19 protein-coding genes are annotated in these 21,421 nt (G+C 72.2%); 12 read left to right on the forward strand and 7 right to left on the reverse strand.

The genetic code is table 11. The annotated features are described in order from the left end of the window. Positions 1-74 precede the first annotated feature (74 nt). Complete coding sequence (locus VTA80_RS17030; protein ID WP_407342274.1) at positions 75-1,274, forward strand: Vms1/Ankzf1 family peptidyl-tRNA hydrolase; 1,200 nt, start codon at positions 75-77, stop codon at positions 1,272-1,274. Between the two features lie 30 nt (positions 1,275-1,304). Here VTA80_RS17030 and valS read toward each other — a convergent pair whose 3' ends face one another. Beyond that, positions 1,305-4,013, reverse strand: coding sequence for a valine--tRNA ligase (gene valS / locus VTA80_RS17035; protein ID WP_407342275.1), 2,709 nt, complete (start codon positions 4,011-4,013; stop codon positions 1,305-1,307). Between the two features lie 137 nt (positions 4,014-4,150). Between valS and VTA80_RS17040 the strand changes: the two genes are divergently transcribed. From VTA80_RS17040 to cofC, 3 genes are read left to right on the forward strand one after another with little or no spacing between them, the layout of a single operon-like run. After that, positions 4,151-5,122: a TIGR03557 family F420-dependent LLM class oxidoreductase gene (locus VTA80_RS17040; RefSeq protein ID WP_407345797.1), complete on the forward strand. Its 972-nt coding sequence runs from the start codon at positions 4,151-4,153 to the stop codon at positions 5,120-5,122. Further along, positions 5,119-5,895, forward strand: a complete 777-nt coding sequence (locus VTA80_RS17045) for a coenzyme F420-0:L-glutamate ligase (RefSeq protein ID WP_407342276.1) — start codon at positions 5,119-5,121, stop codon at positions 5,893-5,895. Before VTA80_RS17040 ends, VTA80_RS17045 begins: the two co-directional genes overlap by 4 nt. Then, a complete protein-coding gene (cofC, locus tag VTA80_RS17050; RefSeq protein ID WP_407342277.1) occupies positions 5,892-6,602 on the forward strand; it encodes a 2-phospho-L-lactate guanylyltransferase in 711 nt (236 codons plus the stop codon). The genes VTA80_RS17045 and cofC overlap by 4 nt, the downstream gene beginning before the upstream one ends. Here the strand turns inward: cofC and VTA80_RS17055 are convergent. Genes VTA80_RS17055 through VTA80_RS17080 form a run of 6 tightly spaced genes read right to left on the reverse strand, consistent with a single transcriptional unit; the run spans position 6,542 to position 12,253 of the window. Then, positions 6,542-7,891: a permease prefix domain 1-containing protein gene (locus VTA80_RS17055; protein WP_407342278.1), complete on the reverse strand. Its 1,350-nt coding sequence runs from the start codon at positions 7,889-7,891 to the stop codon at positions 6,542-6,544. The genes cofC and VTA80_RS17055 overlap by 61 nt on opposite strands. Continuing rightward, positions 7,888-8,250: a PadR family transcriptional regulator gene (locus VTA80_RS17060; RefSeq protein ID WP_407342279.1), complete on the reverse strand. Its 363-nt coding sequence runs from the start codon at positions 8,248-8,250 to the stop codon at positions 7,888-7,890. Before VTA80_RS17060 ends, VTA80_RS17055 begins: the two co-directional genes overlap by 4 nt. Before the next feature lie 46 nt (positions 8,251-8,296). Next, positions 8,297-9,304 carry a 2-phospho-L-lactate transferase gene (gene cofD, locus VTA80_RS17065; RefSeq protein WP_407342280.1) on the reverse strand — a complete coding sequence of 336 codons (1,008 nt, stop codon included), beginning with the start codon at positions 9,302-9,304 and terminating at the stop codon, positions 8,297-8,299. Continuing rightward, on the reverse strand, positions 9,301-10,179 hold the full coding sequence (locus VTA80_RS17070; protein ID WP_407342281.1) for a putative F420-0 ABC transporter ATP-binding protein: 879 nt from the start codon (positions 10,177-10,179) through the stop codon (positions 9,301-9,303). The genes cofD and VTA80_RS17070 overlap by 4 nt, the downstream gene beginning before the upstream one ends. Then, positions 10,170-11,201 carry a putative F420-0 ABC transporter permease subunit gene (locus VTA80_RS17075; protein ID WP_407342282.1) on the reverse strand — a complete coding sequence of 344 codons (1,032 nt, stop codon included), beginning with the start codon at positions 11,199-11,201 and terminating at the stop codon, positions 10,170-10,172. The genes VTA80_RS17070 and VTA80_RS17075 overlap by 10 nt, the downstream gene beginning before the upstream one ends. A gap of 5 nt (positions 11,202-11,206) precedes the next feature. After that, a complete protein-coding gene (locus VTA80_RS17080) occupies positions 11,207-12,253 on the reverse strand; it encodes a putative F420-0 ABC transporter substrate-binding protein (protein WP_407342283.1) in 1,047 nt (348 codons plus the stop codon). Between the two features lie 266 nt (positions 12,254-12,519). Here VTA80_RS17080 and VTA80_RS17085 point away from each other — a divergent pair, with 266 nt between their 5' ends. The 8 genes from VTA80_RS17085 to VTA80_RS17120 all read left to right on the forward strand — a co-directional run bounded on the left by VTA80_RS17085 (position 12,520) and on the right by VTA80_RS17120 (position 21,407). Further along, on the forward strand, positions 12,520-13,368 hold the full coding sequence (locus VTA80_RS17085; RefSeq protein ID WP_407342284.1) for a nitrilase-related carbon-nitrogen hydrolase: 849 nt from the start codon (positions 12,520-12,522) through the stop codon (positions 13,366-13,368). Between the two features lie 13 nt (positions 13,369-13,381). Continuing rightward, the gene (hydA, locus tag VTA80_RS17090) at positions 13,382-14,803 is read left to right on the forward strand and encodes a dihydropyrimidinase (protein ID WP_407342285.1); all 1,422 of its coding nucleotides are present in this window, start codon (positions 13,382-13,384) and stop codon (positions 14,801-14,803) included. A 14-nt stretch (positions 14,804-14,817) separates the two neighbouring features. Continuing rightward, positions 14,818-15,861 (forward strand): TIGR03842 family LLM class F420-dependent oxidoreductase, encoded by a 1,044-nt coding sequence (locus VTA80_RS17095; RefSeq protein WP_407342286.1) that lies wholly within the window; start codon positions 14,818-14,820, stop codon positions 15,859-15,861. A 78-nt stretch (positions 15,862-15,939) separates the two neighbouring features. Beyond that, positions 15,940-17,250: an aspartate aminotransferase family protein gene (locus VTA80_RS17100; RefSeq protein ID WP_407342287.1), complete on the forward strand. Its 1,311-nt coding sequence runs from the start codon at positions 15,940-15,942 to the stop codon at positions 17,248-17,250. Then, the gene (locus tag VTA80_RS17105) at positions 17,247-18,002 is read left to right on the forward strand and encodes an SDR family NAD(P)-dependent oxidoreductase (RefSeq protein ID WP_407342288.1); all 756 of its coding nucleotides are present in this window, start codon (positions 17,247-17,249) and stop codon (positions 18,000-18,002) included. The genes VTA80_RS17100 and VTA80_RS17105 overlap by 4 nt, the downstream gene beginning before the upstream one ends. 60 nt (positions 18,003-18,062) lie before the next feature. Continuing rightward, positions 18,063-19,616, forward strand: a complete 1,554-nt coding sequence (locus VTA80_RS17110; RefSeq protein WP_407342289.1) for a CoA-acylating methylmalonate-semialdehyde dehydrogenase — start codon at positions 18,063-18,065, stop codon at positions 19,614-19,616. A gap of 146 nt (positions 19,617-19,762) precedes the next feature. Beyond that, entirely contained in the window at positions 19,763-20,428 is a 666-nt protein-coding gene (locus VTA80_RS17115) for a TetR/AcrR family transcriptional regulator (RefSeq protein ID WP_407342290.1), read from the forward strand. Between the two features lie 4 nt (positions 20,429-20,432). Next, complete coding sequence (locus VTA80_RS17120; RefSeq protein ID WP_407342291.1) at positions 20,433-21,407, forward strand: DUF5692 family protein; 975 nt, start codon at positions 20,433-20,435, stop codon at positions 21,405-21,407. Positions 21,408-21,421 lie beyond the last annotated feature (14 nt).

Genomic DNA, 21,421 nt, shown 5'->3' on the forward strand with positions numbered 1-21,421 from the left:
TGGCGCGAGGGTGGAGGGGTCATCCCCGGCCGCGGGCGCCGTGAGCCGGACCCCTTCGACCGAAGGCGATGCCCATGAAGCTCCAGTGGCTCAAGCCCCTGCTCGGACGTTCCGGGCCGTTCACCACCGTCTACCTCGACGCCACCCGCGCGGACTCCGCGGGGGAGTCCGAGGCGGTCGACCGGTGGCGCGGTCTGCGGCGCGAGCTCGAGCATGCCGGTGCGCCCGTGGGCGTCCTGGCGAGCCTCGAGGAGGCGGTCGAGCGACCGACGTGGGTCTCCGGCCCGCACGGGCGCGTGCTCATAGCTGACGTCGACGGCGTGTGCGTGGACCGCGTCCTCGCGGACCCGCCGGCCCGTTCGGTGGCGGTCTACGAGGCGGTCCCGGCACTGCTGCCCGCGGTGCGCGCCGCCGACCAGACCGTCGACTACCTGGTGATCGAGGTCGACCGCCAGGGCGCCGACCTGCTGTGGCCCGGCCCGTCCGGGCAGGTCGGGGAGGTGCTGCACGACGTGATCGACGGCGGCCACGACGTCGTGCACAAGATGCGTGAGGGCGGCATGTCGCACCGGCGGATGCAGACGCGCGCGGAGGACTCCTGGGAGCGCAACGCGGACGCCGTCGCCGCCGAGCTCGACCGCGTGGTGGCCGCCCGCGATCCGGAGCTCGTGCTGATCACGGGGGACGTGCGCGCGGTCGCGCTCGTGCGGGACGGCGTCGGGCAGCGGGCGGCCGAGCTGCTCGTGGAGGTGCCCGGCGGGTCCCGCGCGCAGGGCGTCAAGGCGGACGTCTTCGCCCAGCGGGTGCGCCAGGCGCTCGAGCTGTTCCGCACCCGCCGGCGCGAGCTCGTGCTGAGCCGTTTCCGGCAGGAGAAGGGCCGCGATGAGGGCGCCGTCACCGAGCTCGGGGACGTGATCGAGGTCCTGCGTCGGGGCCAGGTGCGCGACCTCGTGCTCGCCGAGCCGCCGCTGGGCCAGGCCTCCTCGCTGGCTGATCGCACGGTCTGGGTCGGCCCGGACCCGCTGCACATCGGCCTCGACCGCGACGACCTCGAGTCGATCGGGGTGGTCGACGGCGCCCGCGAGCTGCCGGCCGAGGTGGGCCTCATCCGGGCGGCCCTCGGTCAGGACGCGGGCGTCACCTTCGCGGTGGACGGCAGCGTCGAGCTCATCGACGGCGTCGGCGCGGTGCTGCGCTGGACGGACCCCGGGACGCCGAGCGAGTCCGTCGTGAGCCAGTCGGGCGACCGCGCCCGCCTCCGTGAGGTCGTCTGACCGATCTGACGAAGGCGGGCCGGCGACCTGTCAGGCCTTGTTCTTCGGCGGGGTCGGCAGGAGGTCGGCGACGCGGACCTCGACACCGTCCGCGTCGTCGGCCGCAGGCACCAGGACCAGGTCGCCCACGACGCGACCCGCGGCGCGGAGGTCGCCGACGACGGTCTCCAGCGCGGCCACACGGCCGGAGGGGACCACGAGCTCGGCGTGCGAGATCTCTGTCCGCATCGACACCTTGGCCTCCGACTTCACCTTGCGCAGCGCGGCGAGCGCGGCGCCCGCCGACCCGAGCAGCGCGGGGTCGGCACCGGCGGCGACCGCGAACAGGGGTGCGGCCACGGGCCACGGTGCGCGGTGCACCGAGCCCTTGCGCCACCACGACCAGACCTCTTCGGTCGCGAACGGCAGCACCGGCGCGAACAGGCGCAGGAGCGTGTCGAGGGCGAGCCCCAGGGCGGCGCGGGCGGAAGCCGTCGGCGCGGAGACCTCGGTCGCCCCGCCGCCGTACGCGCGGTCCTTGACGAGCTCGAGGTAGTCGTCGCAGAACGTCCAGAAGAACGTCTCCGTGACCTCGAGCGCGCGGGTGTGGTCGTACGCGGTCAGGGCCGCGGTGGCACGGTCGGTGACGTCGGCGAGGCCCGCGAGCATCGCGCGGTCGAGGGGGTCGGTCACGAGGGCGGGGTCGATGGCCAGCTCGCCGTCGCCACCGAAGGTCAGCGCGAACTTGCTCGCGTTGAGAACCTTGATCGCCAGGCGCCGACCGATCTTCATCTGGCCGACCTCGAAGGCCGCGTCGGTCCCGAGGCGCGCGCAGGCAGCCCAGTACCGCACGGCGTCCGACCCGTGCTCCTCGAGCAGCCCCCGCGGCGTGACGACGTTGCCCTTGGACTTGGACATCTTCTTGCGGTCGGGGTCGAGGATCCAGCCGCTGATCGCGGCGTTCGCCCACGGCAGCGAGCCGTGCTCGAGGTGCGAGCGCACCACGGTCGAGAACAGCCAGGTGCGGATGATGTCCTGGCCCTGCGGGCGCAGGTCCATCGGGAACACGCGCGCGAACAGGTCGGGGTCCGTGCGCCACTTGCCGGCGATCTGCGGCGTGAGCGAGCTCGTCGCCCAGGTGTCCATCACGTCGGGGTCGCTCACGAACCCGCCGGGCACGCCGCGCTGGCCGGCGGTGTAGCCGGCCGGGAGGTCGCTCGACGGGTCGATCGGCAGCTGGTCCTCGCGCGGCACGATCGGTGCGTCGTAGAGCACCTCGCCGTCCGCGTCGAGCGCGTACCAGACGGGGATCGGCACGCCGAAGAAGCGCTGGCGCGAGACGAGCCAGTCACCGTTGAGGCCGCCGACCCAGTTCTCGTACCGCACCCGCATGAAGTCGGGGTGGAACGCGAGCTCGGCGCCGCGCGCGAGCATCTCGGTGCGCATCGCCTCGTCGCGGCCACCGTTGCGGATGTACCACTGGCGGGAGGTGACGATCTCGAGGGGCTTGTCGCCCTTCTCGAAGAAGTTCGCCTTGCGCTGGGTGGGGACGGGCTCGCCGTCGAGGTCGCCGCTCGCGCGCAGCGCGTCGACGACGGCGGTCCGGGCGGAGAACGTCGTCTTGCCGCCGAGCTCGGCCCACAGGGCGGCGGCGGCGGGGCTCGCGCCTTCCGCGACCGTCAGCCAGGCCGGCGTCTCGCGGAGCAGGCGACCGTCCCGGCCGATCACCGAACGGGCCGGCAGCTGGAGCTCGCGCCACCACACGACGTCGGTCAGGTCACCGAACGTGCAGCACATCGCGATGCCGGAGCCCTTGTCGGGCTCGGCGCCGCGGTGCGCCAGCACCGGGATCTCGATGCCGAACAGCGGCGAGCGGACCGTGGTGCCGAACAGGTGCTGGTAGCGCTCGTCGTCGGGGTGCGCGATCAGCGCGACCGCGGCGGGCAGCAGCTCGGGCCGGGTGGTCTCGATGTACAGCGGGGCGCCGGGCAGGCCGGTCACCTCGTCGGTCGGGTGGAACGCGACCCGGTGGAAGGCACCGGGGTAGTCGCGGGCCTCGAGCTCGGCCTGCGCGACGGCGGTCTGGAACGTCACGTCCCACATGCCCGGGGCCTCGGCCTGGTACGCCTCGCCGCGCGCCAGGTTGCGCAGGAAGGCCTGCTGCGCGACGGCGCGGGACTCGCCCGAGATGGTCTGGTAGTGGTGCTCCCAGTCGACCGACAGGCCGAGGTAGCGCCACAGCGACTCGAACTCGCGCTCGTCGGAGACCGTGAGCTGCTCGCACAGGTCGATGAAGTTGCGCCGCGAGATCGGCAGCTGGTCGGCGGCCCGCGTGCTCTTGCCGTCGCCGCCCACCTGGGGCGGGGTGAACGCCGGGTCGTACGGCAGGGACGGGTCGCAGCGCACGCCGAAGTAGTTCTGGACGCGCCGCTCGGTCGGCAGGCCGTTGTCGTCCCAGCCCATCGGGTAGAACACCTCGCGGCCGGACATCCGGCGGAAGCGCGCCACGATGTCGGTGTGCGTGTAGGAGAAGACGTGGCCCACGTGCAGCGAACCGGAGACGGTCGGCGGCGGCGTGTCGATCGAGTAGACCTGCTCGCGCGTGGCCGTGCGGTCGAACGCGTAGGTGCGCTGCTCGGCCCAGGTGGCGGCCCACCGGTCTTCGAGCCCGGCCAGGGATACCTTGTCGGGTACCTGCGGACCGGCTCCTCGCGTGGGGTCTTCGGCGGTGGTGGGCTCGGTCGGCTGGGTGTTGCTCATGGTCAGCCATCCTCCCAGACCCGCCGACCGGTCGGGGCGCGCCGATACGCTCGCCTCTGACGGTTCAGTGCGGACGGTCCATCGAGGACGAAGGAGACACTCCTGTGGCGCAGGGTCTGACGGTCGGATACGCGGCGATGCTGGAGCAGTTCCACCCGACGGAGGCGATCGCGCTGTCGGTCTTCGCCGAGGAGCACGGGTTCTCGGGGGTGATGGCCGCTGACCACTTCCAGCCGTGGGTCCCGGCGCAGGGGCAGTCGGCGTTCGTGTGGAATGTGCTCTCCGCACTGGGAGAGCGGACCCGCGGGGACATCGGACCGGGCGTCACCGCCCCGACGTTCCGGTGGCACCCGGCGATGGTCGCCCAGGCGTCCGCGACGCTCGCGGCGATGTACCCGGGCCGGCACTGGCTCGGGCTGGGGTCCGGCGAGGCCCTCAATGAGCACGTCGTGGCCGGCTACTGGCCCGAGGCCCCGGAGCGGATCAACCGCATGTTCGAGGCCATCGAGATCATCAAGAAGCTGTTCACCGGCTCGCTCGCCGGCAAGGACGTCAAGCACTCCGGCCAGTTCTACAAGCACGAGTCGACCCGCCTGTGGACCATGCCCGAGGTCGCTCCGGAGATCCTCGTCGCGACCGCGGGCCCGGTGACCGCCAAGCGGGCCGGCCGGCTCGCGGACGGGCTGATCACCGTCGGGGCCCCGCTCGAGAAGATCGCAGGGCTGTTCGCCAAGTTCGACGACGGCGCGCGCGAGGCCGGCAAGGACCCGCAGACCATGCCGCGCGTGCTGCAGCTGCACCTGTCGTGGGCCGAGACCGACGAGCAGGCGCTGGCCAACGCGATGACCGAGTGGCCGAACGGCGGGATGAAGTTCCCCAAGGCCGACATCCGCTCCCCGTTCGACTTCGAGCAGATGGCCAAGCTCGTGCGTCCCGAGGACTTCGCCGGTCGCATGGTCATCTCGGCGGACCCCGATGTGCACCGTGCCGAGATCCAGAAGTACGTCGACCTCGGCTTCGACCGGGTCTACCTGCACAACGTGGGGCGCAACCAGCGTGAGTGGATCGAGACCTTCGGGCGCGACGTGCTGCCGGCGCTGGTCCGATGAGCTACCTCACCGACGGCCCGCTGACCATCTGGGCCCCCGACGGGCTGCCTGAGGTCACGAGCGGTGACGACCTCGTCGAGCTCCTGGCCGGCGTCCTGGGCGACTGCCGCGACGGGGACGTCGTCGTCGTGACCTCCAAGATCGTCTCCAAGGCCGAGGGGCGGGTGGTCGCCGCGACCGACCGCGAGCAGGCCATCACCGACGAGACGGTGCGGGTCGTCGCCACGCGCGAGCACCCGGGCGGGGTCACGCGCATCGTGGAGAACCGGCTCGGGCTGGTCATGGCCGCCGCGGGCGTCGATGCGAGCAACACCCCCGAGGGGACCGTGCTGCTGCTCCCGCTCGACCCGGACGCGACGGCCCGCGCGATCCGGGCCGGGCTGCGCGAGCGGTTCGGCGTGCGCGTCGGCGTCGTGATCACCGACACCGCCGGGCGCCCGTGGCGCCAGGGCGTGACGGACCTGGCCATCGGTGCCGCGGGCGTCGTCGTCCTGGACGACCTGCGCGGCGCGCGCGACAGCTACGGGCGCGTGCTCACGGCCACGATGACCGCGATCGCCGACGAGATCGCGGCGGCGGCCGAGCTCGTCAAGGGCAAGTCCTCCGGCCGGCCGGTCGCCGTCGTGCGCGGCCTGGCCCGCGTGGTGACCGACGACGACGGACCGGGCGCCCGCGCGCTCGTGCGGCTGGGAGCCGAGGACATGTTCGCGCAGGGCACCGCCGAGGCCTACGCCCGCGGCTGGAAGGACGCGGCCGCCGGCGAGCGGTCGTGACCGGGCTGCGCTGGACGCTCGTCGTCCCGATCAAGGCCGCCGGCGACGGCAAGTCGCGGCTGGCGTCCTGGCTCGCCCCCGGTCCGCGGCAGGAGCTGGCGCGCGCCATGGTCCAGGACACCCTGGCCGCGGCCGCCGGCGCGCGGTCGGTGGACCGGATCGTCATCGTCACCGCGGACGCCACGGTGGCCGCGGCCGTGCGATCGGTGACCGGCGGGCCGGACACGGCCGTGCTGATCGACGTGATCGGTGAGCCCGACCCGGCCGGGCTGAACCCCGCCGTTCGCGCGGGGGTCGAGCGGGCGCAGCGCGACGCGCCCACCCACGGGCTCGGGGTGCTGCTCGGGGACCTGCCCGCGCTGCGCGCCGCCGATCTCGACGCGGCGCTCGCCCAGGCGGGACGCCACCCGCTCGGCGTGGTCACCGACTGGGCCGGGACGGGCACGACGCTGCTCACGGCCGGGCCCGGGCACGCCGTCGACCCGGCGTTCGGTGCGGGGTCCGCCGCGGCCCACCTGGCGCGCGGGCACGTCCGGATCGTGGTCGCGCCGACCTCCGGCCTGACGCACGACGTCGACTACCCCGAGGACCTCGACGCGGCGCTGGCGCTCGGGGTGGGCCCTTGCACGCGCCGAGCCCTCGCTGGTCACGCGAAGGCGAACACCGGTGGGAAGACCACGACCACTACGGCCGCCCACACCCCGTAGACCGGCAGGTAGCGGGTCTGCCAGCGCTCGAGCGGGGCGAAGGTGCTGCGCCGACGCAGGAAGCCGACCGAGAGCCGGGCCGACCAGGCGAGGTGCACGAGGAGCACCAGGTTCAGGCCGAGGGCGGCAATCTTGTTCGGGCTGGCGCCGAACTCGGCGATCCGCGTCAGCATCGCCGTGAGCAGCACCGCGTCGACGGCGAGCGCTGCGAGGAGCAGCACCAGCTGCAGCGTGTCGAAGAGCCCCGGGGGTGCCAACGGCTCCCGGGCGGAGATCGAGTAGAGCAGCAGGCCGACGACGAGGACGAGGATCGCGTCCATCAGGATCAGCAGGTCGCGGTCGACCTCGCCGAGCCCGCCGGCGATCGCGAAGGCACCGAGCAGGGTCAGCAGCATGAGGATCGTCAAGGGGGTGAACACGCGGGTGAGGACCGGTGCGATGTTCTCGACCACGTTCTGCTTGGCCTCCACGAGCCACGCAGCCACGACCAACGCCCCGGGCACCGCGAACGGCAGGACCCAGCTCCCCAGCACCGGCTCGGGGTCGATGCCGACGAGCCGCAGCACGGCGACGGTCAGCCCGATCAGCACGCCCCCGCCGAGAGCCAGGAGCGTGAAGTAGATGGCGAGCTCGCCGGTGAATCGGGCGAAGTCCATGCGCCGGCCGTCCGAACGCCACCGGCCGCCGACATAGGCCACGCCGACGAGCAGCCACAGCGCGACGACCGCGTGCATCGCAGCGAGCGGCTCGGTGGAGCTGTCGGGCTCGAACGGGTAGACGTTCAGCAGCACGGCCAGCACGACGGCCGGCAGCACGAGCGCCGCCACCGTCCGCATCGTGAGCCGGCGCTTCCAGGCGAAGTACGCGGCCACGAACGGGACGACGAGCAGGGCGAGATTGCGCACGAGGGCGGCGTCGTCGAGCCAGGTGAGAGCGGCCCGCACGGCGAGCCCCGCCCCGACGGCGAGCGCGAGGACGACCACGAGCTCGCGCGACGGGGTCCCGCCGGCCTCGCGCGGCGCCGGGGGAACCAGGGCGAGCTGCTTCCACAGCCGGTCCGCATGCTCCCGGGCGAACTCGCGCGAGACGGCGTCGAGGTTGCCGAGCCGCTTGATCGCGACTCCGAAGGCCTCCGCGTCGTCGAGCCCGGCGGCCCGCAGGTCGGCGACCTGCCCGCGCAGGTGGTCCTCCAGCTCGTCGATGTCCGCGGTGGAGATGGCCTGGTGCCGCTGGACGTACCCGCGCCATCGGTCGATGTCGGCATCGAGCTCGAGGTGCTGCTCCATCATGCCCACCCCTGCGCCGTGAGCGGCGATCGTGGCGCAGACAGCCACACCTGTCGCAGCGCGTCGGCCACGACGGTCCACTGCTCCTGCCGCTCGGCGAGGGACGCCCGGCCCGACGGCGTGATCGCGTAGTGCTTGCGGCGCCGGCCGGCCTCGGAGGTTCCCCAGGACGAGGACACGTGCCCGAGACGTTCGAGCCGGTGCAGCAGGGGGTAGAGCATGCCGTCGGTCCACTGCATGCCGCCGCCCGACAGCTCACTGACGCGTTTGACGATCGCGTAGCCGTACAGGTCACCCTCCGTCAGGATGCCCAGCACCATCGGGGTCGCCGATGCGGCGACCAGATCCTTGTCGATGTGCATGGCGACCCCTATACCTAGATGTACCAGGTATTGAACCCTAGAGGTTCTAGGTATGCAAGCGGGCGATGAGCGCGAGGGCGCTCGCGGCGATGCCGGCGGTGGTCGGGATGTCGGTCATCAGGGTCGGCGCCACCCCGACGCGCCAGCCGTCCGCGGCGAGGTCGGCCGCGTCGGCGGCGTCGACGGTGTCGACCAGCCATGCGTCGAGGACGCCGCCGCTCGTCCGGCGCCCGTAGTGCCTCGCCACCGCCGCCGCGGAGGTCGCCACGCCGATCGCCCGCAGGCACTGGTCGGCCATGCCGCGGACCGCAGCGCCGCCGACGATCGGAGAGATCCCCACCACCGGGGCGCTGGTCGCCACGAGCGCCTCCCGGATGCCGGGGATTGCCAGGATCGTGCCGACCGACACGACGGGGTTCGACGGCGGCAGCACGACGACGTCGGCGTCGAGCAGCGCTGCCACGACGCCCGGCGCGGCGCTGGCGCGCTCGAGGCCGACCTGCACGAACCGGTGCGCGACCGGCACCGCCCGGTGCCGCACCCACCACTCCTCGAAGTGCAGCAGCGTCTCGGGTCCGCCGGGCACCGGGCCGTCGACGGCGACGTGGGTCTCGACCTCCTGGTCGGACATCGGCAGAAGCCGGACGCCGAGGGGCCAGCGATCGGCGAGCCGCTGCGTCACGGCCGACAGCGACAGGCCCGCGCGCAGCAGCTGCGTGCGTGCGAGGTGCGTGGCCAGGTCCAGGTCGCCCAGCGTGAACCAGTCGCCCCCGACGTCGTAGCCCGCCAGGTCCGCTGCCAGGCGCGTGGTCTCGCCTGCGCGGCCCCAGCCCTGCCCCTCGTGCACGACGCCGCCCAGGGTGTACATGAGGGTGTCGAGGTCCGGGCACACGCGCACCCCGTGCAACCACATGTCGTCCCCGGTGTTCGCCACGACCGTGATCTCGGCCGTCGTTCCCCGCGCGCCGTCGGGCAGGGTCGTGCGCAGGTGGGCGAGCAGGCCACGTGTGAAGCGCGCACCGCCGACGCCGCCCGAGAGCACCGTGACCTTCATCGAGCATCCTCCAGGGTGGGGTCGGCAGTCTGTCTCGCGGTCGTGCCGTCGTCCGCGCGCCCCGGGTGCTGCTCGGAGAACGCGATCACCGGGCGGCCGGTGCGCGGGTGGGTGAGCACGTCGCAGTCGACGCCGTAGACGGCGTGGATCAGGTCCGGGCGCAGCACGTCGCGCGGGTCGCCCGCCGCGGCCAGATGGCCCTGCGAGAGGACCAGGACGTGGTCGCAGAAGGTCGCCGCGAGGTTGAGGTCGTGCAGCGCTGCGACGGTCGTGGTGCCCAGGTCGCGCACGAAGGCCAGCACGCTCAGCTGTGCGCTCACGTCGAGGTGGTTGGTGGGCTCGTCGAGCAGGAGCAGGTCGGGTTCCTGGGCCAGGGCGCGCGCGATGTGCACCCGCTGGCGCTCGCCACCCGACAGGTCCGACCACGCGCGGTCCGCGAGGTGCGCGGCGTGCGCATGGGTCAACGCGCGCTCGACGGCGCCCGCGTCGGGATCTGCGCCCCACAGCGTGCGGTAGGGGATGCGCCCGAGGGCGACGACCTCCCGCACCGTCAGGGGCACCGTGCTGGCCGACTCCTGCTCGAGCAGCGCGATCCGGCGCGCGCGCTCGCGGCGGTCGAGGGTGTGCACGGGCACCTGTGCCGGAACCGGTGCCGGTGCCCGCGCGGCTTCGTCCGAGGCACCGGGCGGGCTGACGAGCACGGCCCCGCCCTCGGGCTCGAGCAGCCCGGCGATCAGGCGCAGCAGCGTCGTCTTGCCGGAGCCGTTCGGGCCGAGGAGCCCGGTGACCCGACCCGGGGGAGGGGTGGCCTCGATGCCGTCGATCACCCAGCGGCCCCCGAGCCGGGTCCGCACCGCGGCGATGGTCAGCTCCATGCAGCACCTCGGCCTCGGCGCAGCAGCACGGCGAAGACCGGCACGCCGACGAGGGCCGTGATGATCCCGACCGGCAGCTCGCGAGGGTCGAACATCGTTCGAGCAGCGGTGTCGGCCCAGATGAGGAACGTGGCGCCGGCGAGCGCCGCGACGGGCAGCAGCCGCCGGTGCCCGGGCCCGGTGAGGACCGAGACCGCGTGCGGGAGCACGAGCCCGATGAACCCGATCGCGCCGCTGACGGCGACCATCGCCCCGGTCAGCAGCGCCACGAGGGTCATGAGCGTCCACCGCGTGCGCTCGACGTCGATGCCCAGCGCCGCGGCCGATGTGTCCCCGAACGCGAACGCGTCGAGCCGGACGGCGCTTGCGAGCAGGACCGTGCCGACCACCGCCAACGCGACCCCGGCGATCGCGACGGAGGTCCAGGTCGTCCCCGCGAGCGAGCCCATGAGCCAGCTGAGGATCTCGCGGTAGGAGTCCCCGGTGGCCGTCCAGAAGATGACGAACGACGTGCCGGCGGCGCACAGCTGCGAGATCGCCAGGCCGGCGAGCACCGCCCGGCCCGGGGTGAGCACGCCGTTCGTCCGGGCCAGCGCGAGGGTCGCGACGAGCGCGATGAGTGCGCCCGCGAACGCGGCGACCGGCAGCAGCAGCTCGACCCCGATCAACAGCACCGCGACGGCGCCGAGCGATGCGCCGGACGACAGCCCGAGCAGGTAGGGGTCGGCCAGCGCGTTCCGGGTCAGGCTCTGCATCACGGCGCCCGCCAGCGCCAGGCCCGCGCCCACCGCCGCGGCGGTGAGCACCCGCGGCAGGCGCAGGTCCCACACGATCGCGTCCACGAGGCGCGGGACGCCGTCGGCCCCCCCGAGCCCGAGATGGCCCGCGATGGACCGCGCGACCTCGGCCACGGCGATGTCGGCCGGCCCGATCGTCACGGTGACGAGCACGGTCACCACGAGTGCCGCGAGCCCGACCACCACGAGGGCGGTCAGCGGCGGGCGCCACCCGGGACGGTTCACTGCGCTCAGCTCACCGCGGGGAGGGCGGCGAGCTGGTCGGCGAGGCTCACGACCGCCTCGACGTTGCGCACGCCCGCCTCGGCCGCGGGGAACGGGACGGTCAGGTACCGGTGCTCGCGGACGGCGGTGAGCTGGCTGGTCGCGGGGTTGGCCTCGAGCAGCTCGATCTTCTTCGCGGCGGTGTTCCAGCTCGCGTCGACCAGGACGATCACGTCGGGGTCGGCCGCCACGACCTGCTCCCAGCCGGCGGACGTCCAGGTGTCGTGCACGTCGGCGAAGATGTTCGTCAGGCCCGCCGCCGTCAGCATCATCTGCGGTGCGCCGATGCCGGCCCCGACGTAGGGGGCGTCCGTCCCGGAGCTGTACCACAGCGCCGTCGTCGGCTTGGCGGGCGCGGTGACGTCGGCGAGCTCGGCCTGCTGGGCGGCGACGAGCTCGTCGGCGCGGTCGGCGACGCCGAACATGGCTCCGACCTCGCGGATCTCGTCGAAGACGGCGTCGAACGTCAGCGGGTCGGGCTGGTACCCGGCCTCCTTGCACGCCGCGGGGGAGACGTAGGTACCGATCCCGAGCGCTGCCAGGCCGGCGCGGTCGCCGGCGCCGTCGGCGGAGAAGTTCGACTCCCACCCGCCGTAGACGAAGTCGGGGTCGGCGGCGAGCACGGCCTCCTGGCCGGGCACGTTGTCGGACAGCACCGGGATCGTCCCGTACGCCGCGGCGAAGGGCGCGGGCACGGGACCGTCGGCGAACGCGGTGCCGACCATCGAGTCCTGCAGGCCGAGCGCGAGCAGCATCTCGGTCGCGGTGGACTTCACGGTGATCACCCGGGTCGGCGGGGCCGTGATCGCGACGTCGGTGCCGCAGTTGTCCAGCGTGAGCGGGCTGAACGCCACGGCCGACGACGACGACGCCGTCGGCTCGGGTGCCGTCGCGGAGTCGGCTGAGGTGCAACCGGCGACGGCGAACAGGGCCGCGCCGCCGGACAGGACCGCGCCGGTGGTCTTCGCGAGGACGGACCGGCGTCGGGCGATCGCGGGGGACGGGGAGATCATGGGCAGGGCGCTCCTTGGCGGGGGCGAGACGGGAGGGTGGGCGCACGTCGCGCCGCATGGACCGGCCGCCCAAGACCGGGCGGCGCCCCGGGCCAAGGAGGGGCCGGGATCCGGGTCCACCTTAGGCCGCCGGGTCGCGGCGGGCACGGCCGACGGCGCCGCGAACCACACCGAGTGCTGCGAAACCCGGGCGAACTGCCCGGTCGCGGGTCATAGTGAACCAGCGGCCGTGTCACCCGTGGGCCGCGCGCCGAAAGGGTGAGCCGATGACCAAGGTCCGCGCAGCACTGACCCAGACGAGCTGGACGGGCTCGAAGGAGTCGATGATCGCCGTGCACGAGGACTTCGTGCGGCGGGCCGCGGCCCAGGGGGTGCAGATCATCTGCTTCCAGGAGCTCTTCTACGGCCCCTACTTCGGCGCGGTCCAGGACGCGACGTACTATACGTACGCGGAGCCGGTGCCGGGTCCGACCGTCGAACGGTTCCAGGCCCTGGCGCGCGAGCACCACATGGTGATCGTGCTGCCGCTGTACGAGGAGGAGCAGCCCGGGGTGCTCTACAACACCGCCGCCGTGATCGACGCCGACGGACGCTACCTCGGCAAGTACCGCAAGACGCACCTGCCGCACCTGCCGCACTTCTGGGAGAAGTTCTACTTCCGACCCGGGAACTCCGGGTGGCCGGTGTTCGAGACCGCCGTCGGCCGGATCGGGGTGTACATCTGCTACGACCGGCACTTCCCGGAGGGGTGGCGCGCGCTCGGCCTCGCGGGTGCCGAGATCGTGTTCAACCCGTCCGCGACGGCGCCCGGCATCTCGAACCGGCTGTGGGAGATCGAGCAGCCGGCCGCGGCGATCGCCAACGGCTACTTCATCGGCGCGAACAACCGGATCGGCACCGAGACCGCCGAGTTCGGTGACCAGGCGGTGACCTTCTACGGCAGCTCGTACTTCGTCGGGCCCGACGGGAACGACGTCGGCGACCGAGCGAGCACCGACACCCCCGAGCTGCTCGTGCGCGATCTGGACCTCGACGCGATGCGGCGGGTGCGCGAGACCTGGCAGTTCTTCCGAGACCGCCGGCCGGACACCTACGGCCCGCTCGTGGCGCCGTAGGGGGGCGGGCGACATGGCGACGACCCTGATCACCGGCGGCACGGTCGTGAACGCGACCGGACGCTGCGTGGCTGACGTCCTGATCGACGACGAGCTGATCGTCGCGCTCGTGGCCCCCGGCTCGACCGCGCTCGCGGCCGACCTCGCCGGCTCCGTCGACCGCGTGATTGACGCGACCGGCCGGTACGTGCTCCCCGGTGGTGTCGACGCGCACACCCACATGGAGCTCCCGTTCGGCGGCACGTTCGCGTCCGACACGTTCGCCACCGGCACGGCGGCCGCCGCGTGGGGCGGCACGACGACGATCATCGACTTCGCCGTGCAGCGCCAGGGCGAACGGGTCCAGGACGGACTGGCCGCGTGGCACGCCAAGGCCGCCGGGAACTGCGTGGTCGACTACGCCTTCCACCAGATCATCGGCGGGGTCGACGACGACTCGCTGAAGGCGATGGACGAGCTCGTGGCCGAGGGGATCACGAGCTTCAAGCTCTTCATGGCCTACCCCGGGGTCTTCTACTCGACCGACGACCAGATCCTGCGGGCGATGCAGAAGGCCGCCGGCAACGGCGCGATGGTGATGATGCACGCCGAGAACGGCCCGGCGATCGACACCCTCGTCGCGCAGCACCTGGCGCGCGGGGAGACCTCCCCGTACTTCCACGGGGTGTCGCGGCCGTGGCAGCTCGAAGAGGAGGCCACCCACCGCGCGATCATGCTCGCGGACCTGACCGGCGCACCCCTGTACGTCGTGCACGTCTCGGCCAAGCAGGCGATCGCGCAGGTCGCGGCGGCGCGCGATGCCGGCAAGAACGTGTTCGCCGAGACCTGCCCGCAGTACCTGTACCTCTCGCTCGAGGAGAACCTCGGGGCGCCCGGCTTCGAGGGGGCCAAGTGGGTGTGCTCGACTCCGCTGCGCGCGCGCGCCGAGGGGCACCAGGACGCGCTCTGGCAGGCCCTGCGGACGAACGACGCCCAGGTCGTGTCGACCGACCACTGCCCGTTCTGCTTCAAGGACCAGAAGGAGCTGGGGCTCGGCGACTTCTCGAAGATCCCGAACGGCATCGGCTCGGTCGAGCACCGCATGGACCTGCTCTACCAGGGCGTGGTCGACCGTCGGATCACCCTCGAGCGCTGGGTCGAGCTGTGCTCGACGACGCCGGCGCGCATGTTCGGGCTCTACGGCCGCAAGGGCGTGCTCGCGCCGGGCGCCGACGCCGACGTCGTCGTCTACGACCCGGCCGGCCACACGAGCATCGGGTACGGCAAGACGCACCACATGGCGATGGACCACTCGGCGTGGGAGGGCTACGAGATCGCGGGGCACGTCGACACCGTGCTGTCGCGGGGCGCCGTCGTGATCGAGGCCGGCGCGTTCCACGGCCGCACCGGCCACGGCCGGTACGTGCCTCGCGGCCTGTCCCAGTACCTGCTGTAGCGAAGGGCCATCGCATGGATCTCGGTGTCGTCCTGCAGACCAACCCGCCCGCCTCGCGCACGATCGAGCTCGCGCGGCTGGCCGAGCTCAACGGGTTCAGCCACGTGTGGACCTTCGACTCGCACCTGCTCTGGCAAGAGCCGTTCGTCATCTACTCTCAGATCCTGGCCGCGACCCGCAAGATCATGGTCGGCCCGATGGTCACGAACCCGTCCACGCGGGACTGGACCGTGACGGCCTCGCTGTTCGCCACGCTGAACGAGATGTTCGGCAACCGCACGATCTGCGGGATCGGGCGGGGCGACTCCGCCGTGCGGGTCCTCAACGGCCGGCCCGCGAACCTCGCGACCCTGCGCGAGTCGATCCACGTGATCCGGGAGCTGGCCAACAGCCGTTCGATCGAGCGCGACGGCGTCGAGCTGCGGTTCCCGTGGAGCCACGGGTCGACCCTCGACGTGTGGGTCGCGGCGTACGGCCCGCTCGCGCTGAAGCTCACCGGGGAGGTCGGGGACGGGTTCATCCTGCAGCTCGCGGATCCGGACATCGCCCGGTGGACCATCCAGGTCGTGCGCCAGGCCGCCGAGCGGGTCGGCCGGGACCCCGACGCGATCAGGTTCTGCGTCGCGGCGCCCATGTACATCGGTGCGGACACGCGCTCGTCCCGCGCCCACATGCGCGACCAGGTGCGCTGGTTCGGCGGGATGGTGGGCAACCACGTCGCGGACATCATCGCCAAGCACGGCGCGGACGCCGGGGCGTCGGGGATCCCGCGGGCGCTGACCGACTACGTCGCCGGCCGCCGGGGCTACGACTACAACGACCACGGCCGGGCGGGGAACGTCCACGCGGACTTCGTGCCCGACGAGATCATCGAGCGCTTCTGCATCCTCGGTACGGCCGCCCAGCACATCGAGCGGCTCGAGGAGCTCCGGAGCCTCGGCGTCACCCAGTTCGCCGGCTACCTCCAGCACGACTCGAAGGAGGACACGCTGCGCGCCTACGGCGAGCAGGTCATCCCCGCCGTCCGCCCGCGGCCCACCGCCACCACGACCCGCTGAACGGTTTTTCGCCCATCTGACGGGACTCGGCGGGCGGAACGTGCGTTCTCGGCGGGCCGGGGTGCGAAGGTGGCTCGCATGGAATCTTTTGGTGAGCTTGCTCGGGACCTGGACCGCACGCACGTGTTCCACTCGTGGTCGGCGCAGGCGACGCTCGACCCGTTCGTGATCGCCGGCGGCCTGGGCAGCGAGGTGTGGGACTTCGACGGGACCCGGTACCTCGACTTCTCGAGCCAGCTCGTCAACGTCAACATCGGGCACCGGCACCCGAAGGTCGTCGCCGCCATCCAGGCGCAGGCAGACGTGCTGCCGACGATCGCGCCGTCCGTCGCCAACCTCGACCGCGGCCTCGCCGCACGCGCCATCGTGGCGCACGCCCCGGCGGGCATGGCCAAGGTCTTCTTCACGAACGGCGGAGCGGACGCCAACGAGAACGCGATCCGGTTGGCCCGCCTGCACACGGGCCGGGACAAGGTCCTGTCGACCTACCGCTCGTACCACGGCAACACGGGCGCGGCGATCGTCGCGACCGGCGACTGGCGCCGGATCCCCAACGAGTTCGCGCGCGGCCACGTGCACTTCTTCGGCCCGTACCTGTACCGCTCGGAGTTCTGGGCGACCACGCCCGAGCAGGAGTCCGAGCGCGCGCTGCACCACCTCGAGCGCGTCATCCAGGCCGAGGGTGCCAGCTCGATCGCGGCGATCCTGCTCGAGACGGTCGTGGGGACCGCGGGCGTGCTGGTCCCGCCGCCCGGCTACCTCCCCGGGGTGCGCGCGCTCGCCGACCGGTACGGCATCATCCTCATCCTCGACGAGGTGATGGCCGGGTTCGGCCGGACCGGTGCGTGGTTCGCGTTCGACAACTTCGACGTGCGCCCGGACCTCATCACGTTCGCCAAGGGGGTCAACTCCGGTTACGTCCCGGTCGGCGGCGTCATCATCGCCGACGAGATCGCGGCGACGTTCGACGACCGCGTGTTCCCGGGCGGCCTGACCTACTCCGGCCACCCGCTCGCCATGGCCTCGATCGAGGCGGCGCTCGAGGCGATGGAGGTGGAGGGGATCGTGGCGAACGCGGCGCGGATCGGCACCGACGTCCTCGCTCCCGGCCTGGCCGATCTCGCCGACCGGCACCCGATGATCGGCGAGGTACGCGGGCTCGGCGTGTTCTGGGCCCTCGAGCTGGTCGCCGACCGCGAGACCCGGGCGCCCGTGCCGTCCGCCGTCATGGGGCGGATCAAGGGCGAGCTCATGGCCCGCCACCTGCTGCCGTTCCTCGCGGAGAACCGGATCCATGTGGTCCCGCCGTGCGTCGTGACTGACGACGAGGTGGCCCGCGCGCTCGCCATCTACGACGAGGCGCTCACGGTCGTCGAGGCGACGCTGTGACCGGCTCGCCGACGCTGCGCGCGGTCGTCACCGGGGCGTCGTCGGGCATCGGGGCCGCCACGACCCGGCAGCTGCGCGCGCTGGGGTGGGATGTCGTCGCGGTCGCGCGACGGGCCGACCGCCTCGCCGCGCTCGCGGCCGAGACCGGCGCCGTCGCGCTGGTCGCCGACGTGACCGACGACGACGACGTCGCGCGCCTGGCCACCACCGTGACCGCGCAGGGCCCGGTGCACGCCGTGGTGAACGTCGCCGGCGGAGCCGTGGGCGCGTCGAGTGTCGAGACCGCGTCGATCGACGACTGGCGCGCGATGTTCGAGGTCAACGTGCTCGGCACGCTGCGCGTCACGCGCGCCCTGCTCCCGGCGCTGCGGGCCTCGGGTCGCGGCGACGTCGTCGTGCTGACGTCGACCGCCGCGCACGACACCTACCCGGGTGGGGGCGGGTACGTCGCGGCCAAGCATGCCGAGCGGCAGATCGCCACGACGCTGCGGCTCGAGCTCATCGGCCAGCCGATCCGGGTCATCGAGATCGCGCCCGGCATGGTGCGCACCGAGGAGTTCTCCCTCAACCGCTTCGGTGGCAACGCGGCCAAGGCCGACGCCGTCTACGCCGGGGTGGATGCCCCGCTCACCGGCGACGACGTCGCCGACGCGATCGTGTGGACCCTCACCCGACCGCACCACGTGAACATCGACCAGATGGTCATCCGTCCGCGCGCCCAGGTCTCCAACACCCAGGTGGCCCGCGCGTAGTGCCTCGCTAGTGTGTTTGTCGACAAATCCCCGTTTCCGACCCGGACAAAGGCCACCACCATGAGCAGCGCCGTGCACGCCCCCCTCGCGACGACCGCGCCCGTCGTCGTCCCGATCCCGCACTGGATCGGCGGTCGACGCGTGGCCGCCGCCGACGGCGCGCCGACCGCTCCGGTCACCAACCCGGCCACCGGTCAGGTCACGGGGGCGGTGCCGCTCGGCGGGGCGGCCGAGGTCGACGCTGCGGTCGCCGCTGCGCTCGCGGCGTTCCCGGCGTGGCGCGACACCGCGCTCAGCCGCCGCGCGCAGGTGCTGTTCGCGTTCCGGGAGCTGCTCAACGCGCGCAAGGAGGAGGCGGCCGCGATCCTCACGGCCGAGCACGGCAAGGTGCTGGCCGACGCTTTGGGCGAGGTCAGCCGCGGCCTGGAGATCGTCGAGTTCGCGTGCGGCATCCCGCACCTGCTCAAGGGCGGCTACACGGAGAACGCCTCGAGCCGTGTGGACGTCTACTCGATCCGCCAGCCGCTCGGCGTCGTGGGCGTGATCAGCCCGTTCAACTTCCCGGTGATGGTCCCGCTGTGGTTCGTGCCGATCGCGATCGCGGCCGGCAACACGGTCGTGCTCAAGCCGAGCGAGAAGGATCCGTCGGCCTCGGTCTGGCTCGGCGAGCTGTGGCGCGAGGCCGGGCTGCCCGACGGCGTCTTCAACGTCGTGCACGGCGCGAAGGAGTCGGTCGACGCGCTGCTCGAGCACCCGGACGTGGCCTCGATCTCGTTCGTGGGGTCCACGCCGATCGCGCACTACGTGTACGAGCGGGGGACCGCGCACGGCAAGCGGGTGCAGGCGCTGGGGGGCGCGAAGAACCACATGCTCGTGCTGCCCGACGCCGACCTCGATCTCGCCGCGGACGCGGCCGTGAACGCCGGGTTCGGGTCGGCGGGGGAGCGCTGCATGGCGATCTCCGCGCTCGTGGTGGTCGAGCCCGTCGCGGACGAGCTCATCGCCAAGATCACCGAGCGGATCGCCGGGCTGCGCACGGGCGACGGCGCGCTGCTGCGTGACGGGGTGGGCGCCGACATGGGGCCGCTCGTCACGCGCGCGCACCGCGACAAGGTCGCGGGTTTCGTCGCCGCCGGCGCGGCCGAGGGGGCCGAGCTCGTGGTCGACGGGCGCGGCATCCAGGCCGACGGCGACTCGGACGGGTTCTGGCTCGGCCCGACCCTGTTCGACCACGTCACCCCGGACATGTCGGTCTACACCGAGGAGATCTTCGGGCCGGTGCTCTCGGTCGTGCGGGTCGAGTCCTACGACGACGGCCTGGCCCTGATCAACGCGAACCGGTACGGCAACGGCACGGCCATCTTCACCAACGACGGGGGTGCCGCGCGCCGGTTCCAGAACGAGGTGCAGGTCGGCATGATCGGGATCAACGTGCCGATCCCGGTCCCCATGGCCTACTACTCGTTCGGCGGCTGGAAGTCGTCGCTGTTCGGCGACTCGCACGCGCACGGGATCGAGGGCGTGCACTTCTTCACGCGCGGCAAGGTCGTCACCTCGCGCTGGCTCGACCCGAGCCACGGCGGCATCAACCTGGGCTTCCCGCGCAACGACTGAGCGCTCGAGACTGAGCCGAACGGGTCGACTTCACCGCCGCTACCCCCATCCGTTGACACTGTGTCAACGGATGTGGGTAGCGTCATCTCGTACGCACTGGTCGACGACGACCACGTGCGACCAGGTGGCGATCCGACGGAGCTGACATGGCTGGGACAGGGGAGTCCGCCGGACCGCGTGCGCGGTCGATCAAGCCGCCCGAGGAGCGCCGGGACGAGATCCGCGCCGCGGCGCGCGAGCTCTTCTCGGAGCAGGGGATAGCCAAGACATCCTTCACGGACGTCGCCGAACGCGTCGGCGTGACGCGCGGGCTCGTCTATCACTACTTCGCCGACAAGGACGTGCTGGTTCAGGACGTCCTCGACGCGGACATCACCGAGTTCGTCGCCAGCATCCGGGCGTGGGACGCCGAGCGCGAGGTCGGCAACATCGAGCGCGCCCTGACGGACTGCATCGCGATCTTCCGGCACCACCTGCACGACGCGGGCCCGCTCCGGGCGGACCTGCACCGGCCGGAGAACGCCGGCCTGTACAACCAGTTCGTCGACCGCGCGGTCATCGCCATCGTGGACTGCTTCCGTACGACCACGGTCGAGGCGTATGCCCGGCTCCACGAGCTGGAGATCGGGCACGTCTACGAGACCTTCTACGTGCTGGTCTACGGACTGATCGGGCTCACCCGGTCCAAGCCCGGCATCGAGGACCGGGTCCTCATCGGGATCGTGCGACAGACCCTCCACCTCCCCGCTGACGCCCTGCCCGCTGACGTCCCACCCACTTCCGCCTCACCCGCTCACGTCGAAGGAGACTGACCCCGTGTTCCTGTTCGAGTCGATCCCGTGGTATTCGGCACTCATGTGGATCGCGGTGGTCGGGGCGCTGATGCTCGCCAACGAGGCCGCGCGAGCCAACAAGTGGGTTGGGCTCTCGCTCTTCCTCGCGCTCCCTCTCGCCCTGACTATCTTCGTCTGGCCCACGACGGCCGGGGCGGGGTCCAGCACCGGGACCTGGTTCCACTGGGTCAAGGTCTACTCGTCGCTGGCTGGTTGTCTCGGGTTCATGGCCCTGCGCTTCATCCCGGGCCTGATCAAGAACAAGTTCGCCCTGATGTTCCCGGCGGCGATCCTGGCCCTGAACATCTTCGAGGCGGTCATCCGCGACTTCCAGGTCTACGGCCTGAACGGCCACATCGACGGCGTCATGATGGTCGGCGGGCCCTGGAACATCATGAACGGCGTGGCCGGCCTGCTCAACCTGCTCACCATCTGCGGGTGGGCGGGGATCTTCATCAGCCGGGGCAAGAAGAAGGACATGATCTGGCCCGACATGCTCTGGTTCTGGATCATCGCGTACGACCTGTGGAACTTCGCGTACGTCTACAACTGCGTGGGCGACCACGCGTTCTACGCAGGTGCCGCGCTCCTCGTCTCGTGCACGATCCCCGCCTTCTTCATCAAGCGCGGTGCGTGGCTCCAGCACCGGGCCCAGACGCTCGCGTTCTGGATGATGTTCACGATGGCGTTTCCGGCATTCGTCGGCGAGTCCACCTTCGCGGTCAAGTCCTCGAACGACCCGACCGCGCTGTTCGTGGTCAGCGCCATCGCCCTGGCGGCGAACCTTGCCGTCGTGATCTACCAGGTGATGAAGATCGTCCAGGGCAAGTGCAACCCGCTCAAGGACGAGCTCTACCGCGACCTGCCCGCGTACCAGAAGGTGGTCGAGGCCAACCGCCCTCTGGCCTCGCAGGGAATCCTTGACGCCGACACCCCGGAAGCTGCCCTCGCAGGCTGAGCGAAAGCTGCTCT

Source organism: Pengzhenrongella phosphoraccumulans, from assembly GCF_045689905.1.
Lineage (GTDB): Bacteria > Actinomycetota > Actinomycetes > Actinomycetales > Cellulomonadaceae > Pengzhenrongella > Pengzhenrongella phosphoraccumulans.

Coding starts and splice junctions, on each gene's coding strand:
- VTA80_RS17030 (WP_407342274.1), top strand. CDS start 75: ATGAAGCTCCAGTGGCTCAAGCCCCTGCTCGGACGTTCCGGGCCGTTC.
- valS (WP_407342275.1), bottom strand. CDS start 4,013: ATGAGCAACACCCAGCCGACCGAGCCCACCACCGCCGAAGACCCCACG.
- VTA80_RS17040 (WP_407345797.1), top strand. CDS start 4,151: ATGCTGGAGCAGTTCCACCCGACGGAGGCGATCGCGCTGTCGGTCTTC.
- VTA80_RS17045 (WP_407342276.1), top strand. CDS start 5,119: ATGAGCTACCTCACCGACGGCCCGCTGACCATCTGGGCCCCCGACGGG.
- VTA80_RS17055 (WP_407342278.1), bottom strand. CDS start 7,891: ATGATGGAGCAGCACCTCGAGCTCGATGCCGACATCGACCGATGGCGC.
- VTA80_RS17060 (WP_407342279.1), bottom strand. CDS start 8,250: ATGCACATCGACAAGGATCTGGTCGCCGCATCGGCGACCCCGATGGTG.
- cofD (WP_407342280.1), bottom strand. CDS start 9,304: ATGAAGGTCACGGTGCTCTCGGGCGGCGTCGGCGGTGCGCGCTTCACA.
- VTA80_RS17070 (WP_407342281.1), bottom strand. CDS start 10,179: ATGGAGCTGACCATCGCCGCGGTGCGGACCCGGCTCGGGGGCCGCTGG.
- VTA80_RS17080 (WP_407342283.1), bottom strand. CDS start 12,253: ATGATCTCCCCGTCCCCCGCGATCGCCCGACGCCGGTCCGTCCTCGCG.
- VTA80_RS17085 (WP_407342284.1), top strand. CDS start 12,520: ATGACCAAGGTCCGCGCAGCACTGACCCAGACGAGCTGGACGGGCTCG.
- hydA (WP_407342285.1), top strand. CDS start 13,382: ATGGCGACGACCCTGATCACCGGCGGCACGGTCGTGAACGCGACCGGA.
- VTA80_RS17095 (WP_407342286.1), top strand. CDS start 14,818: ATGGATCTCGGTGTCGTCCTGCAGACCAACCCGCCCGCCTCGCGCACG.
- VTA80_RS17100 (WP_407342287.1), top strand. CDS start 15,940: ATGGAATCTTTTGGTGAGCTTGCTCGGGACCTGGACCGCACGCACGTG.
- VTA80_RS17110 (WP_407342289.1), top strand. CDS start 18,063: ATGAGCAGCGCCGTGCACGCCCCCCTCGCGACGACCGCGCCCGTCGTC.
- VTA80_RS17115 (WP_407342290.1), top strand. CDS start 19,763: ATGGCTGGGACAGGGGAGTCCGCCGGACCGCGTGCGCGGTCGATCAAG.